Genomic DNA, 19,137 nt, shown 5'->3' with positions numbered 1-19,137 from the left:
GCCCCAAAAAAAAGGGCGACCGAAGTCGCCCAAAATGCCTTGCGTGCTCGTTTTAGCCGGAAAGACCTACGGTTTTTTCCGCTTGTGTGCGTCTTTCCAGATGAATAATCCAAAGCCTGCGAAAAATACGAACATGAGGCCGACCGTCAACACCCCGGCAAACACCACATTATCGAAAAACATGACTGGCCTCCTGGTCTTGCCCCTGTTGCGATGGGTTCAAGTTAACCAATCAGGCCTGGATGAAAATTGACCGGGGTCAATAACGCCCGCAACGGGGCGAAAAGGTGGGGAAATAACTGATCTGCATCAATGGATCGAGGGGGTTCAGCGCTTTTTCGGTTTGTTTTTCGACTTTTTCTTGGGCTTGCCCAACGGCATGGCCTGCTCGAAAGCCTGGCGGACTTCATTGAGGCGTTTTTCGTTGAGGTCGTGAACGCGCTTGGCGCGCTCGGCACTGAGGTCGATCAGCTTGTCGTCTTGGCTCATGGCGTGTGGGCATCGTGCAGTGAATTGCGGATGCGCCCATGATGCGGGCTGTCGGCGGCGTTGACCAGCCTGCGTACGTCGGCAAACGCCTGAATCAGATCTGGATATCGACCCACAAGCCCTGGCGCGACTCTTCGTCTATCAGCGGCACCACCGGCACGGTGTTGTCGGCGTTGAGTTCGGTACCCGGTACGGCCAGATGTTCTTCAGGATCTTCATTGGCCTCGCGGTGGCGCTTGTCGCGCTCCTGCCGGCGACGCTGTTCCTCGCGCAACAGCAGCGCGGCCTCTTCCGGGTCGCGGTTTTGCAGGTCGATGGTGCTTTCGTTGGAGCTTTGCTGCACCGGGACCACGGGCGGTATGTCCGGTCGCTGGCGAACCGGATCCTGTTGAGCGGTGATGGGTACGGCGCTCAAAGGGAGCATGGGTGGCAACATAAAGGTCTCCTGTCTTCAGGTTGTCGGCTGGTAAAGTGGCAGCTTGAACCGCCGGTCTGAAACTTGTGACCCAGTTGGCATTACAGCGATCCCCAGGGCCGAGCTTGTTTGATCGCTGGGCACGCGTAAGTTCCGTGCCGTCGCTCACTAATCAACGTACGTAATTCCTTTGGTCTGAGGGATCCTTCCGTTAAGATAACCGGCTTTTTCAAGGCGGGAGTCAGGCAGCATGGCGCAGCAGTATCAACCGGGGCAACGCTGGATCAGTGACAGCGAAGCCGAGCTGGGTTTAGGCACCGTTCTGGCACAGGACGGCCGCTTGTTGACCGTGCTCTATCCGGCCACTGGCGACACTCGCCAGTACGCGCTACGGAATGCGCCGCTCACCCGTGTACGGTTTTCGCCGGGCGATGTGATCACTCACTTCGAAGGCTGGAAAATGACCGTGCGCGAAGTCGATGACGTCGACGGGCTGCTGGTCTATCACGGCCTCAACGGACAGAACGAAGTCGTCACCCTGCCGGAAACCCAACTGTCGAACTTTATCCAGTTCCGCCTGGCGAGCGACCGTCTGTTCGCCGGCCAGATCGACCCATTGGCCTGGTTCTCCCTGCGCTACCACACCCTGGAACACACCAGCCGCCAGTTGCAGTCTTCGCTTTGGGGCCTGGGCGGCGTCCGTGCCCAGCCTATCGCCCACCAATTGCACATTGCCCGTGAAGTAGCCGACCGCATTGCGCCGCGGGTGTTGCTGGCGGACGAAGTGGGCCTGGGCAAGACCATCGAGGCCGGCCTGGTCATCCACCGTCAGTTGTTGTCCGGCCGCGCCAACCGCGTCCTGATCCTGGTGCCGGAAAACCTCCAGCACCAATGGCTGGTGGAAATGCGTCGACGTTTCAACCTGCAAGTCGCGCTGTTCGACGAAGAGCGCTTCATCGAAAGCGATGCCAGCAACCCGTTCGAAGACACTCAACTGGCCCTGGTGGCGCTGGAGTGGCTGGTGGACGACGAGAAGGCCCAGGACGCGCTGTTCGCCGCCGGCTGGGACCTGATGGTGGTCGACGAGGCCCATCACCTGGTGTGGCACGAAGACCAGGCCAGCCCGCAATACGCACTGGTCGAACAACTCGCCGAGACGATCCCGGGCGTGCTGCTGCTGACCGCGACCCCGGAACAACTGGGCCAGGACAGCCACTTTGCTCGCCTGCGCCTGCTGGACCCGAATCGCTTCCACGACCTCAAGGCCTTCCGCGCCGAGAGCGAAAACTATCGCCCGGTGGCCGAAGCCGTGCAGGAGTTGTTGGACAAAGGCCGTCTCTCGCCTGAGGCCCACAAGACCATCCACGGCTTTTTGGGCAACGAAGGCGAAGCCTTGCTGACCGCCGTCAATGATGGCGATGTCGAAGCCAGTGCCCGCCTGGTGCGTGAACTGCTGGACCGCCACGGGACCGGCCGCGTGCTGTTTCGCAACACCCGCGCCGCTGTGCAGGGCTTCCCCGAGCGCAAGCTGCACGCCTACCCGCTGCCGTGCCCGGACGAGTACCTCGAGCTGCCCCTGGGCGATCACCCCGAGCTGTACCCGGAAGTCAGCTTCCAAGCCCAGCCGGACGCCAGCGAAGAAGAACGCTGGTGGCGTTTCGACCCGCGGGTCGAGTGGCTGATCGACACCCTGAAGATGCTCAAGCGCACCAAAGTACTGGTGATCTGTGCCCACGCCGAAACCGCCATGGACCTGGAAGACGCCCTGCGCGTACGTTCCGGCATTCCGGCCACAGTGTTCCACGAAGGCATGAACATCCTGGAGCGCGACCGCGCAGCGGCCTATTTCGCCGACGAAGAGTTTGGTGCCCAGGTGCTGATCTGTTCGGAAATCGGCAGTGAGGGGCGCAACTTCCAGTTCGCCCATCACCTGGTGCTGTTCGATCTGCCAGCGCACCCGGACCTGCTCGAGCAACGTATCGGCCGTCTGGACCGGATCGGCCAGAAGCACACCATCGAGCTGCACGCGCCGTACCTGGAAACCAGCCCACAGGCGCGGCTGTTCCAGTGGTATCACGAAGCCCTGAATGCCTTCCTCAACACCTGCCCGACCGGCAACGCCTTGCAGCATCAGTTCGGCCCGCGCCTGCTGCCATTGCTGGAAGAAGCCGACGATGGCCAGTGGCAAGCGCTGATCGACGAAGCCCGCACCGAACGCGAGCGCCTGGAGGCCGAGCTGCACACCGGTCGCGACCGTTTGCTGGAGCTCAACTCCGGCGGTGCCGGTGAAGGCGATGCGCTGGTGGAAGCCATTCTCGAGCAGGACGACCAGTTCGCCCTGCCGATCTACATGGAAACCCTGTTCGACGCCTTTGGTATCGACAGCGAGGATCATTCGGAAAACGCGCTGATCCTCAAGCCGAGCGAAAAAATGCTCGACGCCAGCTTCCCGCTGGGCGACGACGAAGGCGTGACCATCACCTACGACCGCAACCAGGCGCTGTCGCGCGAAGACATGCAGTTCATCACCTGGGAGCACCCGATGGTGCAAGGCGGCATGGACCTGGTGCTGTCCGGTTCCATGGGCAACACCGCCGTGGCGCTGATCAAGAACAAGGCCCTCAAGCCCGGCACCGTGTTGCTGGAGCTGCTCTACGTCAGTGAGGTAGTGGCCCCGCGCTCGCTGCAACTGGGCCGCTACCTGCCGCCGGCCGCCCTGCGCTGCCTGCTTGACGCCAACGGCAACGACCTGGCCGCCCGGGTTTCGTTCGAAACCTTGAACGACCAGCTCGAAAGCGTGCCACGCGCCAGCGCCAACAAGTTCATCCAGGCCCAGCGCGACCAGCTCACGCCACGGATCAATGCCGGCGAAGAAAAGATCGCCCCGCGTCACTCCGAACGCGTGGCCGAGGCCCAGCGTCGCCTGGCCGCCGATACCGACGAGGAGCTGGCCCGCCTGACCGCCCTGCAAGCGGTCAACCCGACCGTGCGCGACAGCGAACTGGTAGCCCTGCGCCAACAGCGCGAGCAAGGGCTGGCGATGCTTGAGAAGGCGGCGTTGCGTTTGGAGGCGATTCGGGTGTTGGTGGCGGGCTGAGTTTGGCTGGGGCCGTTGTGGTGGTTTTATCGGGTGTATATCCGTTGCTGCGGTAACGGCGGCTGACGGTTCCGCTCTTACAGCGGCTCACTTTTGAGAAGCGCAAAAGTAAGCAAAACGCTTCATACCCCACCACTCGGTGCCGAGCCTAGGCGAGGCACCGAGTGGTGGGGCATGAGCGTTTTTGGTTACTTTTGGCGCTCTTCCAAAAGTGACCCGCCGTAAGGGCGGAACCATAAGCCGCCGTTACCGCAGAAACGGATATACACACCAAACGAAGCCCCCTCAAGGACTGTAATACCCCACCGCCACCAGAAAATGCCCAACCTTCTTCAGGTACGCATGCTTGTCCTCGACCTTCCCGGTCACCGGGTTCTTCCAGCGATACTCATACTCCCCCACATCCTGCTTGCCGATCATGGCCAGGATCGGCTCCCCCACCGGCTTGCCATCGGGGTCCTTGACCTTGGCGAAATCGGTATTGATCAAGCGCAGGTTGGTGCCATGGCCGACATACCGCCGGGTATTGAGATCAACGACAAAGACATACAGGTCATCCTGCAGATAACCGCCCTTGAGGGAATTGACCGCCGTCAGCGTGGCTTTCTCGTTTTTCAGCAGGTCGCTCGAGGCCTTGTCCAGCAACGCCCTGGCCTGTTCGGCGGAAGCCCGTGGCAGGTAGTAGCCGACGGCCAGGATCCGCTCGCCAACGCGCTGGAAATACACATGCTTGCGCTCGACCTTGCCGTCCGACCAGTTCTGCCAACGGTACTCGGCTTGCTGGATGCCACTGGCCTCGGGAGTCTTCAAGGCGTCCTTGAAGGCTTTGCGCAGGTCCGGGCCCAGCACTTCAGACACGTCTCGCCCGATCAGCGCTGAGGAAGGCCCGCCGCTGGCGAGCATCACACCCTGGGTATCCACCACGAATACGTAACGATCCTTGTCGACGAATTCCCCCTGGCGACTGAAGGCGGCAAAAGCTTTGTCGCCGTTGTCGTGGTAGTAGGCCAAGGCCTTTTCCAGCAGCGAGCGGGCCGCCTGGCCGTCATCCGGTGTCGCTGCATGAACCGGTGCCAGCCCCAGCACAAGCATTGCGCCCAGCCAGGCCATCCTGTGAAAAAAACCCATATGCGCGCCCCTCGTTCTTGTTGGTGTTTCAAGAGCGTAGACGGCGTGGGGTGATGTTGGAGTATTCAGGGAATTGCTGGGGAGGCCTGGGGCGTCAGTGGGTATTGATACTGACTGACAGGACGTCATCGCGAGCAAGCTCGCTCCCACACTGGAGGTGCTTACCCGGTGGGAGCGAGCTTGCTCGCGATAGCGGCGGCACATTCAGCATGATGCGCACTGACACGCCACTATCGCGAACAAACGCCAACAGGCTTATTGACTGCGCAGTTGCTGCTGCAAGTTCTGGATCTGCGCTTGCAAGGTGTTGATGTTACGGGTGACCTGGCCACGGAAGGCGTCGAACTCGGCAGTGTTGCCGCCCTTGTCCTGCTGGCTCTTGAGCACGATCACGTCTTGCTCCAGGCGGTCGATGGCCGAGTTGGAGGTGGCTCTTTTCAGGGCAGTGATGTCGGCACCGATGCTCTTGAGTTGAGCATCCAGGGCACCACCCTCGCCTTGGCTTTTCAGGGCGGTAACTTCAGCCACCAGCGTCTTGACCTGGGCTTGGAGCTCCTTGTTGGACGCTTGCAACTGGGTGTTGGTGTTCTGCTGTTCAGTGGCCTGGGCAATGAGCTGGGCCAGTTCCTTGTCCAGGTCGGCGGACGGACCGAAGGTAGCTTGCTGTTGCTTGTACTGCTCCAGCAGTTTGCTGTCGAATTGCTTGCCCTGATCCTGCAGCTTGCTTTCCAACTGCTTGATCTGCAGCTTCAAGGCCTCACTGTCGCTCATCACATTGGACTGGCCGGCGACGACCTTGCCGGAAAATTCCTGTAAGCGCCCCGCCGCATCTTCACTGATCCGAGCGAAGCTTTCCTGGGTCGCCACCAATTGCTGTTCCATCAGGGAAATCTGCTGGAAGCTCCACCATGCCAGGAAACCGAACGCACACAACAACGCACCGACCAATGCCCACAGCGGCCCGGTGCTGGGGCCCTTGACCTTGGCCGCCGCGGCAGCGGGCGCAGAGCGGGCTTGCGCAGGGGGCTGGCGGTTGGGCAGAAAGTCATCGTCATCGGGAATGTCGGCCCGCATCCGCAGGCTCGGTACATCGTCGAAGTCGTCGTTGGCATCGTTACGCATGGGCATTGGTTCAACCTTTGGGAAACCGGTGATGGCTTGATACGGCAAGTATAACCCCCTCGCCCGCCGCACCGATTGACCCCAAACATGGCACTCGGTTCATGACGGGCCGATCAGCGGGTGTTCGGTGGCCTGTATGGCTAGTTCGTTAGTTCAAATTCGGATGCCAGAAATTCATAGCCAAGGCGCTGCGACGAGTCATACAGGCCACTGACCCTTCCACCAGGTACAAAATTCATCGAGGGCGGTCCACAGGCTGACCTGCGGGTCGTAATCGAGATAATGCCGGGCCCGGCTGATGTCCAAGGTGAAATTCTTGTTCATGACCTGCATGCCCAGGCGCGACAGCGTTGGTTCGGGGCGGCCCGGCCACAATTTGCAGAAACCTTCATTCAGGGCCGCGACACTATAAGCCAAGCCGTAGGAACGATAACGCCGGACCTGTGGGACTTCCATCTGGCGCATCACATAATTGACCACATCCCACAGCGGAACCGGTGCCCCGTTGCTGATGTTGTAGGCCTTGCCCAAGGCCGAATCGGTAGCCAGCAGGCTGCTGAGCAGCGCTTCGTTGAGGTTTTGCACGCTGGTGAAATCCACCTTGTTCAGCCCGTTGCCGACAATCGCCAGGCGCCCCTTGCGCTGCATTTTCAACAGCCGCGGAAAAATGCTCATGTCACCGGCACCGGTCACGAAACGCGGGCGCAGGGCCAGCACTTCGAGGCCGAACTCCTGGGCGCCGAAGACTTTCTGCTCGGCCAGGTACTTGGTGGCGGCGTAAGGGTGCTTGAAACGCTTGGGCACTTGTTCTTCGGTCAACCCGAGATGGTCACGACCGTCGAAGTAGATGGACGGCGAGGACAGATGAACCAGCCGGCGCACCTTCTGCTTTAGGCAGGCCTCGACGACATTTTCCGTGACCTGGACATTGCCTTGGTGGAAATCCTGGTAGCGACCCCAAAGCCCCACGGAGCCGGCGCAATGCACCACGGCCTCGACATCCAGGCACAAATCCCGGGCCAGCAGCGGGTCGCTCAGATCCCCTTGGACAAACTGTGCACCGCGACGCACCAGGTGTTCCACGCTCTCGGCCCGGCGACCATTGACCCGTACATCCAGGCCCTGCTCCAGGGCAAAACGCGCAAAGCGCCCGCCGATGAAGCCGCTCGCGCCAGTGACCAGAATTTTCATGAATGCTCCTAAGAAATGCGGTTACGAGCCTCGCGCTACAACCTGCAAATTTATCTGTGCGCCGCTTTTACCTGCAGCTTGACGTCTACGGCGCCTCCCAAGGCACCAGACACTGCCGGGAGGCGCGGATCAACTGTTCGGTCAACAAGCCAAGCAACTGCCCGCCATTGCGCCAATGATGCCAGTACAGCGGCACATCGATCGGTTTATCTGCCAGCAATTCCACCAGCACGCCGCGCTCCAGCTGTTCGCGCGCTTGCAGCTCCGGCACGAGCCCCCAGCCGAGCCCGACTTCAGCAAGACGAATGAAACCTTCGGACGAGGGGCACAGATGGTGCTCGAAACCGCCCTCCACGCCCACGGACGCGAGGTAGCGGTGCTGCAGGAAATCATCCGGGCCAAACACCAATGCCGGCGTACGGGCCAGTTGATCGGCCCGCACGCCGCCTGGGAAATGCCGGGCGATGAACGCCGGGCTGGCCAGCGCCCGGTAGCGCATCGCCCCCAGCAAAACACTGCGGGCGCCCGCCACCGGGCGTTCGCTGGCGCAGACACACGCCGCCACTTCACCGGCGCGCATGCGCTTGAGGCCAACGGTCTGGTCCTCCACCACCAAGTCGAGCAACAGATGCTGCTCGGCGCAGAAATCGCCCACCGCCGCCGCCCACCAGGTCGCCAGGCTGTCGGCGTTCAGGGCGATGCGCAAACGCTCCGGCAGGCCCTCTTCATCCAGCGCCGGCACCAGGCTTTGCAGGTCGCGTTCAAGCAGACGCACCTGCTGCACGTGGTTGAGCAGCCGTCGGCCGATTTCCGTGGGTGCCGGCGGCGTGGCACGCACCAGCACCGGCTGGCCGACCCGAGCCTCCAGCAGCTTGATCCGTTGCGAGATGGCCGATTGCGACAAACCCAACACCTGGGCCGCGCGCTCGAAACCGGCCTGCTCGACCACGGCAGCCAGGGCAGAAAGCAATTTGTAATCGAACATCAGTTTTCCTAATGAGCAATCAGCAGGATTGGTTTTTCTTATACAGCTTGCCACCGGAGAATGGCCAGCATTCAGGTATCGATGGGGAGTAAAAATCATGTGGCAAAGTTATGTGAACGGACTGCTGGTGGCCCTCGGGCTGATCATGGCCATCGGCGCGCAGAACGCGTTTGTGCTGGCCCAGAGCCTGCGCCGCGAGCATCACTTGCCGGTAGCCGCATTGTGTATCACCTGCGATGCACTGCTGGTGGCCGCTGGCGTATTCGGACTGGCAACGCTGCTGGCCCAGAGCCCGATGTTGCTGGCAATTGCCCGCTGGGGTGGCGCGGTTTTCCTGCTCTGGTACGGCAGCCAGGCGTTGCGTCGGGCTTGTTCGAAACAAAGCCTGCAGCAAGGTGAGAACCAGGCCGTGCGCTCGCTGCGGGCGGTGCTGCTCAGCGCCCTGGCGGTGACGCTGCTCAACCCCCACGTCTACCTCGACACCGTGCTGCTGATCGGTTCCCTCGGTGCCCAGCAGAGCGTACCCGGTGCCTATGTCGTGGGCGCGGCCAGTGCCTCGCTGCTGTGGTTCCTCACCCTGGCCATCGGCGCGGCATGGCTGGCCCCCTGGTTGGCCCGTCCAAGCACCTGGCGGATCCTGGACCTGTTGGTGGCAGTGATGATGTTGACCGTGGCGGTGCAATTGATCGTCAACGGCTGATTATTCCAAACCGCTCTGGAACCTCTATTCCACACAGTTGTTGCGTGGTTATGCCGCACCCCCGGTGCTATGATCCGACTCCTGCGCCGCAAAGAGTACAAACTCCCCGGCGCTAGTCTGGCCGCCCGTGATCGGCCTTGCGCTCACCGCAACTGACCTGATTAGGAGAATCACCATGGCTTTCGAATTGCCGCCGCTGCCCTATCCACACGATGCACTGCAGCCGCACATCTCCAAAGAAACTCTGGAATACCACCACGACAAGCACCACAACACCTATGTCGTGAACCTGAACAACCTGGTGCCTGGCACCGAGTTCGAAGGCAAGAGCCTGGAAGAAATCGTCAAGACTTCCTCGGGCGGTATCTTCAACAACGCCGCTCAGGTCTGGAACCACACCTTCTACTGGAACTGCCTGGCGCCAAACGCCGGCGGTCAACCAACCGGCGCGCTGGCTGAAGCCATCAACAAGGCCTTCGGTTCGTTCGACAAGTTCAAGGAAGAATTCAGCAAGACGTCCATCGGCACCTTCGGTTCCGGCTGGGGCTGGCTGGTGAAAAAGGCTGACGGTTCCCTGGCCCTGGCCAGCACTATCGGCGCCGGCAACCCGCTGACCAGCGGCGACACTCCGCTGCTGACTTGCGACGTGTGGGAACACGCCTACTACATCGACTACCGCAACGTTCGTCCGAAATACGTCGAAGCGTTCTGGAACCTGGTCAACTGGAAATTCGTCGCCGAGCAGTTCGAAGGCAAAGCCTTCACCGCCTAAGCGCCGATGCCAGACAAGAAAACCCGGCGTCGTGCCGGGTTTTTTTTGCCGGAAAAAAATGACCGCAGGCAAAATACCTCGCGTCTGGAACCCCAAGAAAAAATCCCTGGAGGCCTCAAGTTCCGGCCCCTTCCAACCGACACAATGGTCGTAGAGCAATCACTCTGGAAAGAACGTACATCGGTCAGGTTTCAAGCGAAAACCCTTGTGTTTGATTGTCCCTTTGACTGACATCACAGGATTGCCAATACTCATGGCAACTTGACGCTACCCGCACGGAACAAGGAACCACTCTTTGAAGCTGGAACTCAAGAACAGCTTGTCTGTGAAGTTGCTCCGGGTCGTGCTCCTCTCGGCATTGATCGTTGGCATGGTCTTGAGCTGCGCCCAGATTGTGTTCGATGCCTACAAAACCAACCAGGCCGTCGCCAGTGACGCCCAACGGATCCTCGACATGTTCCGCGATCCTTCGACCCAGGCCGTCTACAGCCTGGACCGGGAGATGGGCATGCAAGTGATCGAGGGGCTGTTCCAGGACGAAGCCGTACGCATGGCTTCCATCGGCCATCCACGCGAAACCATGCTCGCCGAAAAAACCCGGCCCTTGCAGCACTCCGAAAGCCGCTGGCTGACCGACCTGATCCTGGGCAAGGAGCGCACCTTCACCACGCAACTGGTGGGACGCGGCCCCTATAGCGAATATTACGGCGACCTGAGCATTACCCTCGACACCGCCACCTACGGCGAGGGTTTCATCGTCAGCTCGGTGATCATTTTCATTTCCGGGATGCTGCGGGCCCTGGCCATGGGCCTGGTGCTGTACCTGGTCTATCACTGGCTGCTGACCAAACCGTTGTCGCGGATCATCCAGCACCTGACCGAAATCAACCCCGATCGCCCCAGCGCCCACAAGATCCCGCAGTTGCGCGGCCACGAACAAAACGAGCTGGGCCTGTGGATCAATACGGCCAACCAACTGCTCGAATCCATCGAGCGCAACACGCACCTGCGCCATGAAGCGGAAAACAGCCTGCTGCGCATGGCCCAGTACGACTTCCTCACCGGCCTGCCCAACCGCCAGCAGCTGCAACAGCAACTGGACAAGATCCTGGTGGACGCCGGGCGCCTGCAACGCCGGGTGGCGGTGCTGTGTGTGGGGCTGGATGATTTCAAGGGCATCAACGAACAGTTCAGCTATCAGACCGGCGACCAGCTGCTGCTGGCCCTGGCCGATCGGCTGCGGGCCCACAGCGGCCGGCTCGGCGCACTGGCGCGGCTGGGGGGCGATCAGTTCGCCCTGGTCCAGGCCGACATCGAACAGCCTTACGAAGCCGCCGAACTGGCCCAGAGTATCCTCGACGACCTGGAAGCGCCGTTCGCCATCGACGATCAACAAATCCGCCTGCGGGCCACCATCGGCATCACCCTCTTCCCCGAAGACGGCGACAGCACCGAGAAACTGTTGCAGAAAGCCGAGCAGACCATGACCCTGGCCAAGAGCCGCTCGCGCAATCGCTACCAGTTCTACATCGCCAGCGTCGACAGCGAGATGCGCCGCCGTCGCGAACTGGAAAAAGACCTGCGCGAGGCCCTGGCCCGCGAGCAATTCAGCCTGGTGTACCAGCCGCAGATCAGCTACCGCGACCTGCGGGTGGTGGGCACCGAAGCCCTGATCCGTTGGCACCATCCCGAGCACGGCCTGGTGCCGCCGGATCTGTTCATTCCCCTGGCCGAGCAGAACGGCACCATTATCGCCATTGGTGAATGGGTGCTGGACCAGGCGTGCAGGCAATTGCGCGAATGGCACGACCAGGGTTTCCTCGACCTGCGCATGGCGGTCAACCTGTCGACGGTGCAACTGCACCACGCCGAACTGCCGAGGGTGGTGAACAATCTCCTGCAAATGTACCGGCTGCCGCCGCGCAGCCTGGAGCTGGAAGTCACCGAGACCGGCCTGATGGAGGACATCACAACCGCTGCCCAGCATTTGCTGAGCCTGCGCCGCTCCGGGGCGCTGATTGCCATCGATGACTTCGGGACCGGCTATTCGTCCCTGAGCTACCTCAAGAGCCTGCCGCTGGACAAGATCAAGATCGACAAGAGCTTCGTCCAGGACCTGCTCGACGACGAGGACGATGCAACCATCGTCCGGGCCATCATCCAGTTGGGCAAGAGCCTGGGCATGCAGGTCATTGCCGAAGGCGTCGAAACGGTCGAGCAGGAAGCCTACATCATCGCCGAGGGCTGCCACGAAGGTCAGGGGTATTACTACAGCAAACCGCTGCCGGCACGGGAATTAGGCCTTTACCTGAAGCAGGCCGAGCGCAGCAAGGTTTCCATCATCTGATTTCTCCCCCACCTGCCACGTCCCTGTAGGAGCTGGCGAAGCCTGCGATCTTTGGTTTGCTCGCTTGAGACTCAAGCGTCCAGGGAAAGATCGCAGCCTCGCTTCGCTCGACAGCTCCTACAGACGCTATCGAAGGCGGCAATCTCCCATCATTAAATAAGAAATATTTACACCTGCAACCCTTTACACATAATGCAAATCTTTCGCATTATGTCGCAGTTTTGCGCACCCTCGCGCCTGTCCCATCCATCATCGAAGCAGGATGTTTGCCATGATTCGTATGCCCCTGGCTACCGCCAGTCTGCTGGCTATCGCTATTTCCCTCGCCGGTTGCGGTGAAGGCAAAGACAAGGCCCCCGCGCCGCAAGCGCCAACGCCTGCCGCCAGCACCGCGGCACCGGTCGCCCCTGCTGCCACCGGCAAAGTCGACGAAGCTGCCGCCAAGGCCGTTGTCGCGCACTATGCCGACATCGTCTATGCCGTCTACAGCGATGCCGAATCCACGGCAAAAACCCTGCAAACCGCCGTCGACGCGTTCCTGGCCAAGCCGAACGCCGAGACCCTGAAGGCCGCCCGGGCTGCCTGGGTCGCCGCACGCGTGCCTTACCTGCAAAGCGAAGTGTTCCGCTTCGGCAACACTATCATCGACGACTGGGAAGGCCAGGTGAACGCCTGGCCCCTGGACGAGGGCCTGATCGACTACGTCGACAAATCCTACGAGCACGCCTTGGGTAACCCGGGCGCCACCGCCAACATCATCGCCAACACCGAAGTCCAGGTCGGCGAAGACAAGGTCGACGTGAAGGACATCACCCCGGAAAAACTCGCCAGCCTGAACGAGCTGGGCGGTTCCGAGGCCAACGTCGCCACCGGCTACCACGCCATCGAATTCCTGCTGTGGGGCCAGGACCTCAACGGCACCGGCCCGGGTGCGGGCAACCGCCCTGCGTCGGACTACCTGCAAGGTGCTGGCGCCACCGGCGGTCACAACGACCGTCGTCGTGCCTACCTCAAGTCTGTGACCCAACTGCTGGTCAACGACCTCGAAGAGATGGTCGGCAACTGGAAGCCGAACGTGGCCGACAACTACCGCGCCACCCTGGAAGCCGAGCCAGCCGAAAGCGGCCTGCGCAAGATGCTGTTCGGCATGGGCAGCCTGTCCCTGGGTGAACTGGCGGGCGAGCGCATGAAGGTGTCCCTGGAAGCCAACTCGCCAGAAGACGAGCAGGATTGCTTCAGCGACAACACCCACAACTCGCACTTCTACGATGCCAAGGGCGTGCGTAACGTGTACCTGGGCGAATACACCCGCGCCGACGGCACCAAGATGACCGGCGCGAGCCTGTCGTCCCTGGTAGCCAAGGCCGATCCGGCCGCGGACACCGCGCTCAAGGCTGACCTGGCCGACACCGAAGCCAAGATCCAGGTCATGGTCGATCACGCCAACAAAGGTGAGCACTACGACCAACTGATCGCCGCCGGCAACACCGCGGGCAACCAGATCGTGCGCGACGCCATCGCCGCACTGGTCAAGCAGACCGGTTCGATCGAACAGGCTGCGGGCAAACTGGGCATCAGCGACCTGAACCCGGACAACGCTGATCACGAGTTCTGATCAACGCCGGCTGGCTGAAGCGGATTAACGCAGCCAGCCAAGCCACACACCTGTGGGAGCGAGCTTGCTCGCGATTGGGGTCTATCGGTCGACATTGATGTTGGCTGGTCTACCGCTATCGCGAGCAAGCTCGCTCCCACAGTGGTTTCCGGTGGTTCGAAAATGCGTGGTCAGTCATCACTTCCCTTGTAGGAGCGGGCTTGCTCGCGATTGGGGTCTATCGGTCGACATTGATGTTGGCTGATCCGCCGCTATCGCGAGCAAGCTCGCTCCCACAGTGGTTTCCGGTGGTTCGAAAATGCGTGATCAGTCATCACTTCCCTTGTGGGAGTGGGCTTGCTCGCGATTGGGGTCTATCGGTCGACATTGATGTTGGCTGGTCTACCGCTATCGCGAGCAAGCTCGCTCCCACAGTGGTTTCCGGTGGTTCGAAAATGCGTGATCAGTCATCACTTCCCTTGTAGGAGCGGGCTTGCTCGCGATTGGGGTCTATCGGTCGACATTGATGTTGGCTGGTCTACCGCTATCGCGAGCAAGCTCGCTCCCACAGTGGTTTCCGGTGGTTCGAAAATGCGTGGTCAGTCATCACTTCCCTTGTGGGAGCGGGCTTGCTCGCGATTGGGGTCTATCGGTCGACATTGATGTTGGCTGGTCTACCGCTATCGCGAGCAAGCTCGCTCCCACAGTGGTTTCCGGTGGTTCGAAAATGCGTGGTCAGTCATCACTTCCCTTGTAGGAGCGGGCTTGCTCGCGATTGGGGTCTATCGGTCGACATTGATGTTGGCTGATCCGCCGCTATCGCGAGCAAGCTCGCTCCCACAGTGGTTTCCGGTGGTTCGAAAATGCGTGGTCAGTCATCACTTCCCTTGTGGGAGCGAGCTTGCTCGCGATGGCGGTGGGTCAAGCAACAGCGATGCTGACTGTGCCGACGCTTTCGCGAGCAAGCTCGCTCCCACAGGAATTTCGTCGCTCGTGGTCATCACCGCAACCCCGCCAGCCGCCCTTCGATAAACCGCCGTTCCGGCAATTGCTGCGTCAACTCAAGCGCGCGTCGATACGCCGCCCTCGCCTCGTCCAATCGTCCCAGTTGACGACAGAACTCCGCCTTCGCCGAGTAGGCCAGGTGATAGTCGAGTAATTCCCCACGCCCCAGGATCGCCTCGACCAGGCGCAAGCCGACTTCCGGCCCATCGCGCTTGGCCAGAGCGGCGGCGCGGTTGAGTTCGATCACCGGTGACGGCACGGTCCGCAACAGCACATCATAAAGCCCGACGATCTGCGGCCAGTCGGTCTCCTGCGCCGTCGGGGCTTCGGCATGCACCGCCGCAATCGCCGCTTGCAGGCAGTACGGCCCGAACCGCCGGGTTTTCAGCGCGGCTTCCACCAACGCACAGCCCTCGGCGATCAGCTCGGCATCCCATAAGGATCGCGCCTGTTCATCCAGCAGGATCAGCTCACCGGTCGATGACGTTCGCGCCGGGCGCCGGGATTCGTGCAGCAGCATCAACGCCAGCAACCCCATGACCTCAGCCTCGGGCAGCAACTCCATCAGCAGACGCCCGAGGCGGATGGCTTCGCGCGTCAGGTCTTCGCGGGTCAGCTCGGCGCCCATCGAGGCCGAATAACCTTCGTTGAACACCAGGTAGATCACCCGCAGCACGCTGTCCAGCCGTTCCGGCAGTTCCGCGCGGGACGGTACTTGGTAGGGGATCCTGGCATCGCGGATTTTCGCCTTGGCCCGCACGATACGCTGGGCAATGGCTGCCGGGGCGGCGAGGAACGCCCGGGCGATTTGCTCGGTGGTCAGGTCACAGACTTCCCGCAGCGTCAGGGGCACCTGGGCGTCCGCCGCCAGGGCCGGGTGGCAACAGGTGAAAATCAGCCGCAGGCGATCGTCTTCCACGTCTTCGTCACTCCACTGGCCCTGCTCCAGCGCTTCGAGCTGGGCGATCAACATCGGCCGGGACGCGGCGAAACGCGCGCGCCGGCGCAAACTGTCGATGGCTTTGAAACGGCCGGCAGATACCAGCCAGGCCCGCGGGTTATCCGGTACCCCGTCGCGCTGCCAGCGCTCGACCGCAATGAAGAAGGCCTCGTGCATGGCTTCTTCGGCGAGGTCGAAGTCCCCCAGCAGGCGAATCAACGTCGCCAGGATCCGCCGCGAGTCTTGCCGATAAACCTGCTCGACCCGCGCCTTGACCGCTTCGACCGACATCAGTCGGGCATGCCTTGGAAGCCCCACCCTTGGACCAGCAAGGCCGGCTCATTCCAGGCGCAGAAAATCTTCTGACGCGGGGCGTCGATCATTCGGCTGATGGATAACGCGTAAGGAGCAGTTGCAAGGTTCATGAATGAAGTCCTGTTTGTATTTGTTGTTCAGGGGTTCAGTTGGCGTACCGGTCGTACTTCGACGCAGCCGACCCGGGCCGCCGGGATATTGCCGGCGACCTGGATGGCTTCGTTGAGGTCCTTGGCATCGATCAGGTAGAAGCCCGCCAGTTGCTCCTTGGTTTCGGCGAATGGGCCGTCGGTGATCGACAGCTTGCCGCCGCGCATGCGCACCGTGGTGGCGGTCTGCACCGACTCCAGGGCCTCGGCGGCCAGCATCCGCCCACTGCCCTGGATCGACTCGGCATAGGCCATGCACTCGGCGTCCTCCGGGCTGTCGGGCGAGTTGTGCAGCGTGTGTTCGTTGCTATACACCAGGCATAGGTACTTCATGGAAGGCTCCGTGATCGGACTGATCAACTATGGACGGCAGAATGAGGCTCAGCAAAAAAACCGACGATCAGGGTTGCAGGTCGAACAGCGTCGTACCGGCCATCGGGTCGAACGGCGCGGACCAATGTTCATGGACGATCCGCCATTGCCCGGCTACACGCCGGTAGCAGGCCGTCACACGCATCCAACAGGCCTGCTCCTCGCCTTTGTCGTTGGTGCCGCCGCAATAGGTCAGCCAGTGGGCGAAGGCGATGTTCTCTGCCGGGGTAATCTTGACCTGATGAAAGTCGAACTTGTGCGGGCCGGGGCACATTTCCATGCAGGCTTGCCAATGGGCCCGGTAAGCGGTCTTGCCCTTGAATTGCAAGGCCTGGATGGCATCGAACGAGACGATGTCTTCGTCATAGAGTGCCATGACCTTTTCAACGTCCTTGGCCATGACCGCTTGGCGATAGGTGTCGATCAGGGCCTGGATTTCGGTTTCAGTGGCTTGGGTATTCATGGTGATTCTCCGCAGGTTTTTGTTGAAGACACCCTTTGTCGTTTGGAGAAACAGCGAATCGACAACCCAACAAAAATAATTCAAAGAAAAAATTCGCTAGAATCCAGGTCCTATTCTGTCGGCAAACAACGGACGTTCTTGTGACCGCTCAGCTCGTACCCTATGAAGACCTGACCCCGCTGCAACGCGAACAGGTCAGCGCCATCGAAATCCACCCCGAACAGATCAAGTTCGCTGGCGATATCCACGGTGCCCTGCACACGCTACTGTCCAAGCCCGGCCCGGGGGTCAAAGGGTTTGCACTATTGGCTGAAGAGGTGCCGGTGGCCTTCCTGCTGCTCAAGCGCCCACCGGTACTGCCCGCCTGGGCCAATGAACACAGCGCCACCCTGCATGCCCTGCAAGTCGATCACCGGGTCCAGGGCAAAGGTTATGGCAAGGCCTGCCTGCAGGCGCTACCCGTCGTGGCGCGAGCCGCCTGGCCGGAAATCCGCGGGCTGGAACTGTCGGTTGACGCCGATAACGACTCGGCCATCGGCCTGTACACCCGGCTGGGCTGGGTCGACAGTGGCGAGGCCTACAAGGGCCGCATCGGTTACGAGCGGCGGATGGGGTTGGTGTTTTGACAAACAGAGTCAACGATCAATAGATGCTAAATGTGGGAGCGAGCTTGCTCGCGATGAGGGCATATCAGTCGCCATCGACGTTGGCTGATCCGCCGCTATCGCGAGCAAGCTCGCTCCCACAGGGACCCGCGACGATCAGTTTGGCTTGAGCGGGATCCAGATCTCCAGGGTGCCTTCGCCGGTCCTGGGGTTGAAATCCTCGCTGTAGCGCTCGAACTCCGGCAGCTCGGCGGCTGTATGACCGGAATGTGGCAGCCACTCGTTCCAGATGTATTGGAACGTGTCCGGTAGTTGTTTCAACGGCCCCTTGTGTTCGAAGACGGCGTAATACCCTGGCTGGATTTCGATCCAGCGGTATTGCTCCGGCAGATCGTCGAGCCGGCTGATTTCCACACCAGCGATGTATTCGAACCCACCCTTCCCGTCCGGGTTGCAACACACGCCGTAGGTCACTTCATCTTTCTCCCCTGGCACCTTGCCGAGCCAGGGCAGGAACTTTTCCCAGAGCAAAGGGATGTCCTGGGCAGTGTCCTGGGTAAACCGAGCACCAAAGCCGGCGATAAGCTGAAAACGTCCCTGTTCAAAGCGTGGTTCGACGGTGTAATCGCGTTTGGGCTTTTCCATCCGGCAACACTCCAGCAAAACGTGAAGTTGGATTTGGCAGTATAGAAGCCAAACCGTGATTGCCGGGCCCGTTTCGCTTGTCAGATTCCAGACAAGGCGCTGGTGACGGCTTTTCCGACAAACTCGTTGTAGCCAGAAACAATCACGTACACCGCGAAATAGCAGAAGATCGCGGCGGATGCCCAATAGGAGTAACGCAGCAGTTTATCCCCCAACAATTTGCCACCCTGGGTTGCCGCCAGGCACAGGGCCGCGCACCACAACAACCCGGCGCAGAGAAAACCACTGAGGAACAACGCCGAGCTGAGCAAGGTGCCGCCACCCGAACGCGCGATCAGTGTGCCGCCCACCGCAGCGAACCAGAGGATGGCACTGGGCGACGACATGGCCAGGAAAATCCCGCGAAAGAACTCCTGGCGCGAGGAGTTGCCCTGCACCTCCCCGGCTTCGGCGAGCACGGCGCTGTGATAGATCGCCGAATGGATCATCTTCGCCGCGAAATACAGCAACAGCACCGAACCACCGAGCCAAAGCACCCAACGCACCGCCTCGTATTGCAGCAGGACTGTCATGCCCGCCAAGGCCAGGACGGCGTAGATCAGGTCGCCCACGCAGGTGCCCAGGCCCAGGGCGAAACCCTGGAAGTAACCACGCTGCATCGCCAGGGTGATCATCGCGATATTGGCCACGCCAATGTCCAGGCACAGGGAGAGACTCAGCAGGAAACCGCTGGAAAATTCCATCGTTCATTCCGTTCGATTGGGCTACAGCGAATTCAACTGCCCACAGCCGGCGTTGATGGC

At 61.0% G+C, this 19,137-nt stretch carries 18 protein-coding genes and 1 pseudogene; 6 read left to right on the top strand and 13 right to left on the bottom strand.

What is annotated here, in order from left to right; all coding sequences use genetic code 11:
- Window positions 1-66 precede the first annotated feature (66 nt).
- From ccoM to LOY50_RS06645, 3 genes are all read right to left on the bottom strand, one after another.
- Entirely contained in the window at window positions 67-183 is a 117-nt protein-coding gene (gene ccoM, locus LOY50_RS28950) for a cytochrome c oxidase subunit CcoM (protein ID WP_025212288.1), read from the bottom strand.
- 144 nt (window positions 184-327) lie between these two features.
- The gene (locus LOY50_RS06650; RefSeq protein WP_003198631.1) at window positions 328-489 is read right to left on the bottom strand and encodes a hypothetical protein; all 162 of its coding nucleotides are present in this window, start codon (window positions 487-489) and stop codon (window positions 328-330) included.
- Window positions 490-583: 94 nt separating this feature from the next.
- Window positions 584-925 (bottom strand): aspartate-semialdehyde dehydrogenase, encoded by a 342-nt coding sequence (locus LOY50_RS06645; protein ID WP_230152715.1) that lies wholly within the window; start codon window positions 923-925, stop codon window positions 584-586.
- A gap of 229 nt (window positions 926-1,154) precedes the next feature.
- Here LOY50_RS06645 and rapA point away from each other — a divergent pair, with 229 nt between their 5' ends.
- Window positions 1,155-4,001 (top strand): RNA polymerase-associated protein RapA, encoded by a 2,847-nt coding sequence (rapA, locus tag LOY50_RS06640; RefSeq protein WP_253472122.1) that lies wholly within the window; start codon window positions 1,155-1,157, stop codon window positions 3,999-4,001.
- Window positions 4,002-4,286: 285 nt separating this feature from the next.
- Here rapA and LOY50_RS06635 read toward each other — a convergent pair whose 3' ends face one another.
- The 4 genes from LOY50_RS06635 to LOY50_RS06620 form a co-directional block, all read right to left on the bottom strand.
- The gene (locus LOY50_RS06635; RefSeq protein WP_092144280.1) at window positions 4,287-5,129 is read right to left on the bottom strand and encodes a cache domain-containing protein; all 843 of its coding nucleotides are present in this window, start codon (window positions 5,127-5,129) and stop codon (window positions 4,287-4,289) included.
- A gap of 255 nt (window positions 5,130-5,384) precedes the next feature.
- The gene (locus LOY50_RS06630; protein WP_258690510.1) at window positions 5,385-6,257 is read right to left on the bottom strand and encodes an ATPase; all 873 of its coding nucleotides are present in this window, start codon (window positions 6,255-6,257) and stop codon (window positions 5,385-5,387) included.
- 192 nt (window positions 6,258-6,449) lie between these two features.
- Entirely contained in the window at window positions 6,450-7,442 is a 993-nt protein-coding gene (locus LOY50_RS06625) for an NAD(P)-dependent oxidoreductase (RefSeq protein ID WP_258690509.1), read from the bottom strand.
- Between the two features lie 85 nt (window positions 7,443-7,527).
- The gene (locus LOY50_RS06620; RefSeq protein ID WP_253472114.1) at window positions 7,528-8,427 is read right to left on the bottom strand and encodes a LysR family transcriptional regulator ArgP; all 900 of its coding nucleotides are present in this window, start codon (window positions 8,425-8,427) and stop codon (window positions 7,528-7,530) included.
- Window positions 8,428-8,524: 97 nt separating this feature from the next.
- On the opposite strand from LOY50_RS06620, the gene LOY50_RS06615 reads away from it, so the two are divergent.
- The 4 genes from LOY50_RS06615 to LOY50_RS06600 all read left to right on the top strand — a co-directional run bounded on the left by LOY50_RS06615 (window position 8,525) and on the right by LOY50_RS06600 (window position 13,861).
- Window positions 8,525-9,127 (top strand): LysE/ArgO family amino acid transporter, encoded by a 603-nt coding sequence (locus tag LOY50_RS06615; protein WP_253472112.1) that lies wholly within the window; start codon window positions 8,525-8,527, stop codon window positions 9,125-9,127.
- Window positions 9,128-9,302: 175 nt separating this feature from the next.
- The gene (locus LOY50_RS06610) at window positions 9,303-9,899 is read left to right on the top strand and encodes a superoxide dismutase (RefSeq protein ID WP_024619656.1); all 597 of its coding nucleotides are present in this window, start codon (window positions 9,303-9,305) and stop codon (window positions 9,897-9,899) included.
- 295 nt (window positions 9,900-10,194) lie between these two features.
- The gene (locus LOY50_RS06605; protein ID WP_214511668.1) at window positions 10,195-12,246 is read left to right on the top strand and encodes a bifunctional diguanylate cyclase/phosphodiesterase; all 2,052 of its coding nucleotides are present in this window, start codon (window positions 10,195-10,197) and stop codon (window positions 12,244-12,246) included.
- 271 nt (window positions 12,247-12,517) lie between these two features.
- Window positions 12,518-13,861, top strand: a complete 1,344-nt coding sequence (locus LOY50_RS06600) for an imelysin family protein (protein WP_258690508.1) — start codon at window positions 12,518-12,520, stop codon at window positions 13,859-13,861.
- A 979-nt stretch (window positions 13,862-14,840) separates the two neighbouring features.
- Here the strand turns inward: LOY50_RS06600 and LOY50_RS06590 are convergent.
- The 4 genes and pseudogenes from LOY50_RS06590 to LOY50_RS06575 all read right to left on the bottom strand — a co-directional run bounded on the left by LOY50_RS06590 (window position 14,841) and on the right by LOY50_RS06575 (window position 17,084).
- The gene (locus tag LOY50_RS06590) at window positions 14,841-16,076 is read right to left on the bottom strand and encodes an RNA polymerase sigma factor (RefSeq protein WP_258690507.1); all 1,236 of its coding nucleotides are present in this window, start codon (window positions 16,074-16,076) and stop codon (window positions 14,841-14,843) included.
- Between the two features lie 8 nt (window positions 16,077-16,084).
- A pseudogene (locus tag LOY50_RS06585) lies at window positions 16,085-16,210 on the bottom strand (polyketide cyclase); the annotation flags it as partial.
- Between the two features lie 27 nt (window positions 16,211-16,237).
- Window positions 16,238-16,582, bottom strand: coding sequence for a YciI family protein (locus LOY50_RS06580; protein WP_003198606.1), 345 nt, complete (start codon window positions 16,580-16,582; stop codon window positions 16,238-16,240).
- A 67-nt stretch (window positions 16,583-16,649) separates the two neighbouring features.
- Window positions 16,650-17,084, bottom strand: coding sequence for an SgcJ/EcaC family oxidoreductase (locus tag LOY50_RS06575; RefSeq protein ID WP_214511665.1), 435 nt, complete (start codon window positions 17,082-17,084; stop codon window positions 16,650-16,652).
- A 140-nt stretch (window positions 17,085-17,224) separates the two neighbouring features.
- Between LOY50_RS06575 and LOY50_RS06570 the strand changes: the two genes are divergently transcribed.
- Window positions 17,225-17,710 carry an N-acetyltransferase gene (locus LOY50_RS06570; RefSeq protein ID WP_258690506.1) on the top strand — a complete coding sequence of 162 codons (486 nt, stop codon included), beginning with the start codon at window positions 17,225-17,227 and terminating at the stop codon, window positions 17,708-17,710.
- Window positions 17,711-17,845: 135 nt separating this feature from the next.
- Here LOY50_RS06570 and LOY50_RS06565 read toward each other — a convergent pair whose 3' ends face one another.
- Both LOY50_RS06565 and LOY50_RS06560 read right to left on the bottom strand, forming a co-directional pair.
- Complete coding sequence (locus LOY50_RS06565) at window positions 17,846-18,334, bottom strand: GyrI-like domain-containing protein (protein ID WP_253472103.1); 489 nt, start codon at window positions 18,332-18,334, stop codon at window positions 17,846-17,848.
- Between the two features lie 80 nt (window positions 18,335-18,414).
- The gene (locus tag LOY50_RS06560) at window positions 18,415-19,077 is read right to left on the bottom strand and encodes a LysE family translocator (RefSeq protein ID WP_258690505.1); all 663 of its coding nucleotides are present in this window, start codon (window positions 19,075-19,077) and stop codon (window positions 18,415-18,417) included.
- Between the last annotated feature and the right edge of the window lie 60 nt (window positions 19,078-19,137).

The organism is Pseudomonas sp. B21-010, assembly GCF_024749325.1.
GTDB classification, from domain to species: Bacteria; Pseudomonadota; Gammaproteobacteria; order Pseudomonadales; family Pseudomonadaceae; genus Aquipseudomonas; species Aquipseudomonas kilonensis.
The sequence above is the reverse complement of the archived record's forward strand: the minus strand, read 5'-3'. Positions and strand labels throughout refer to the sequence as shown.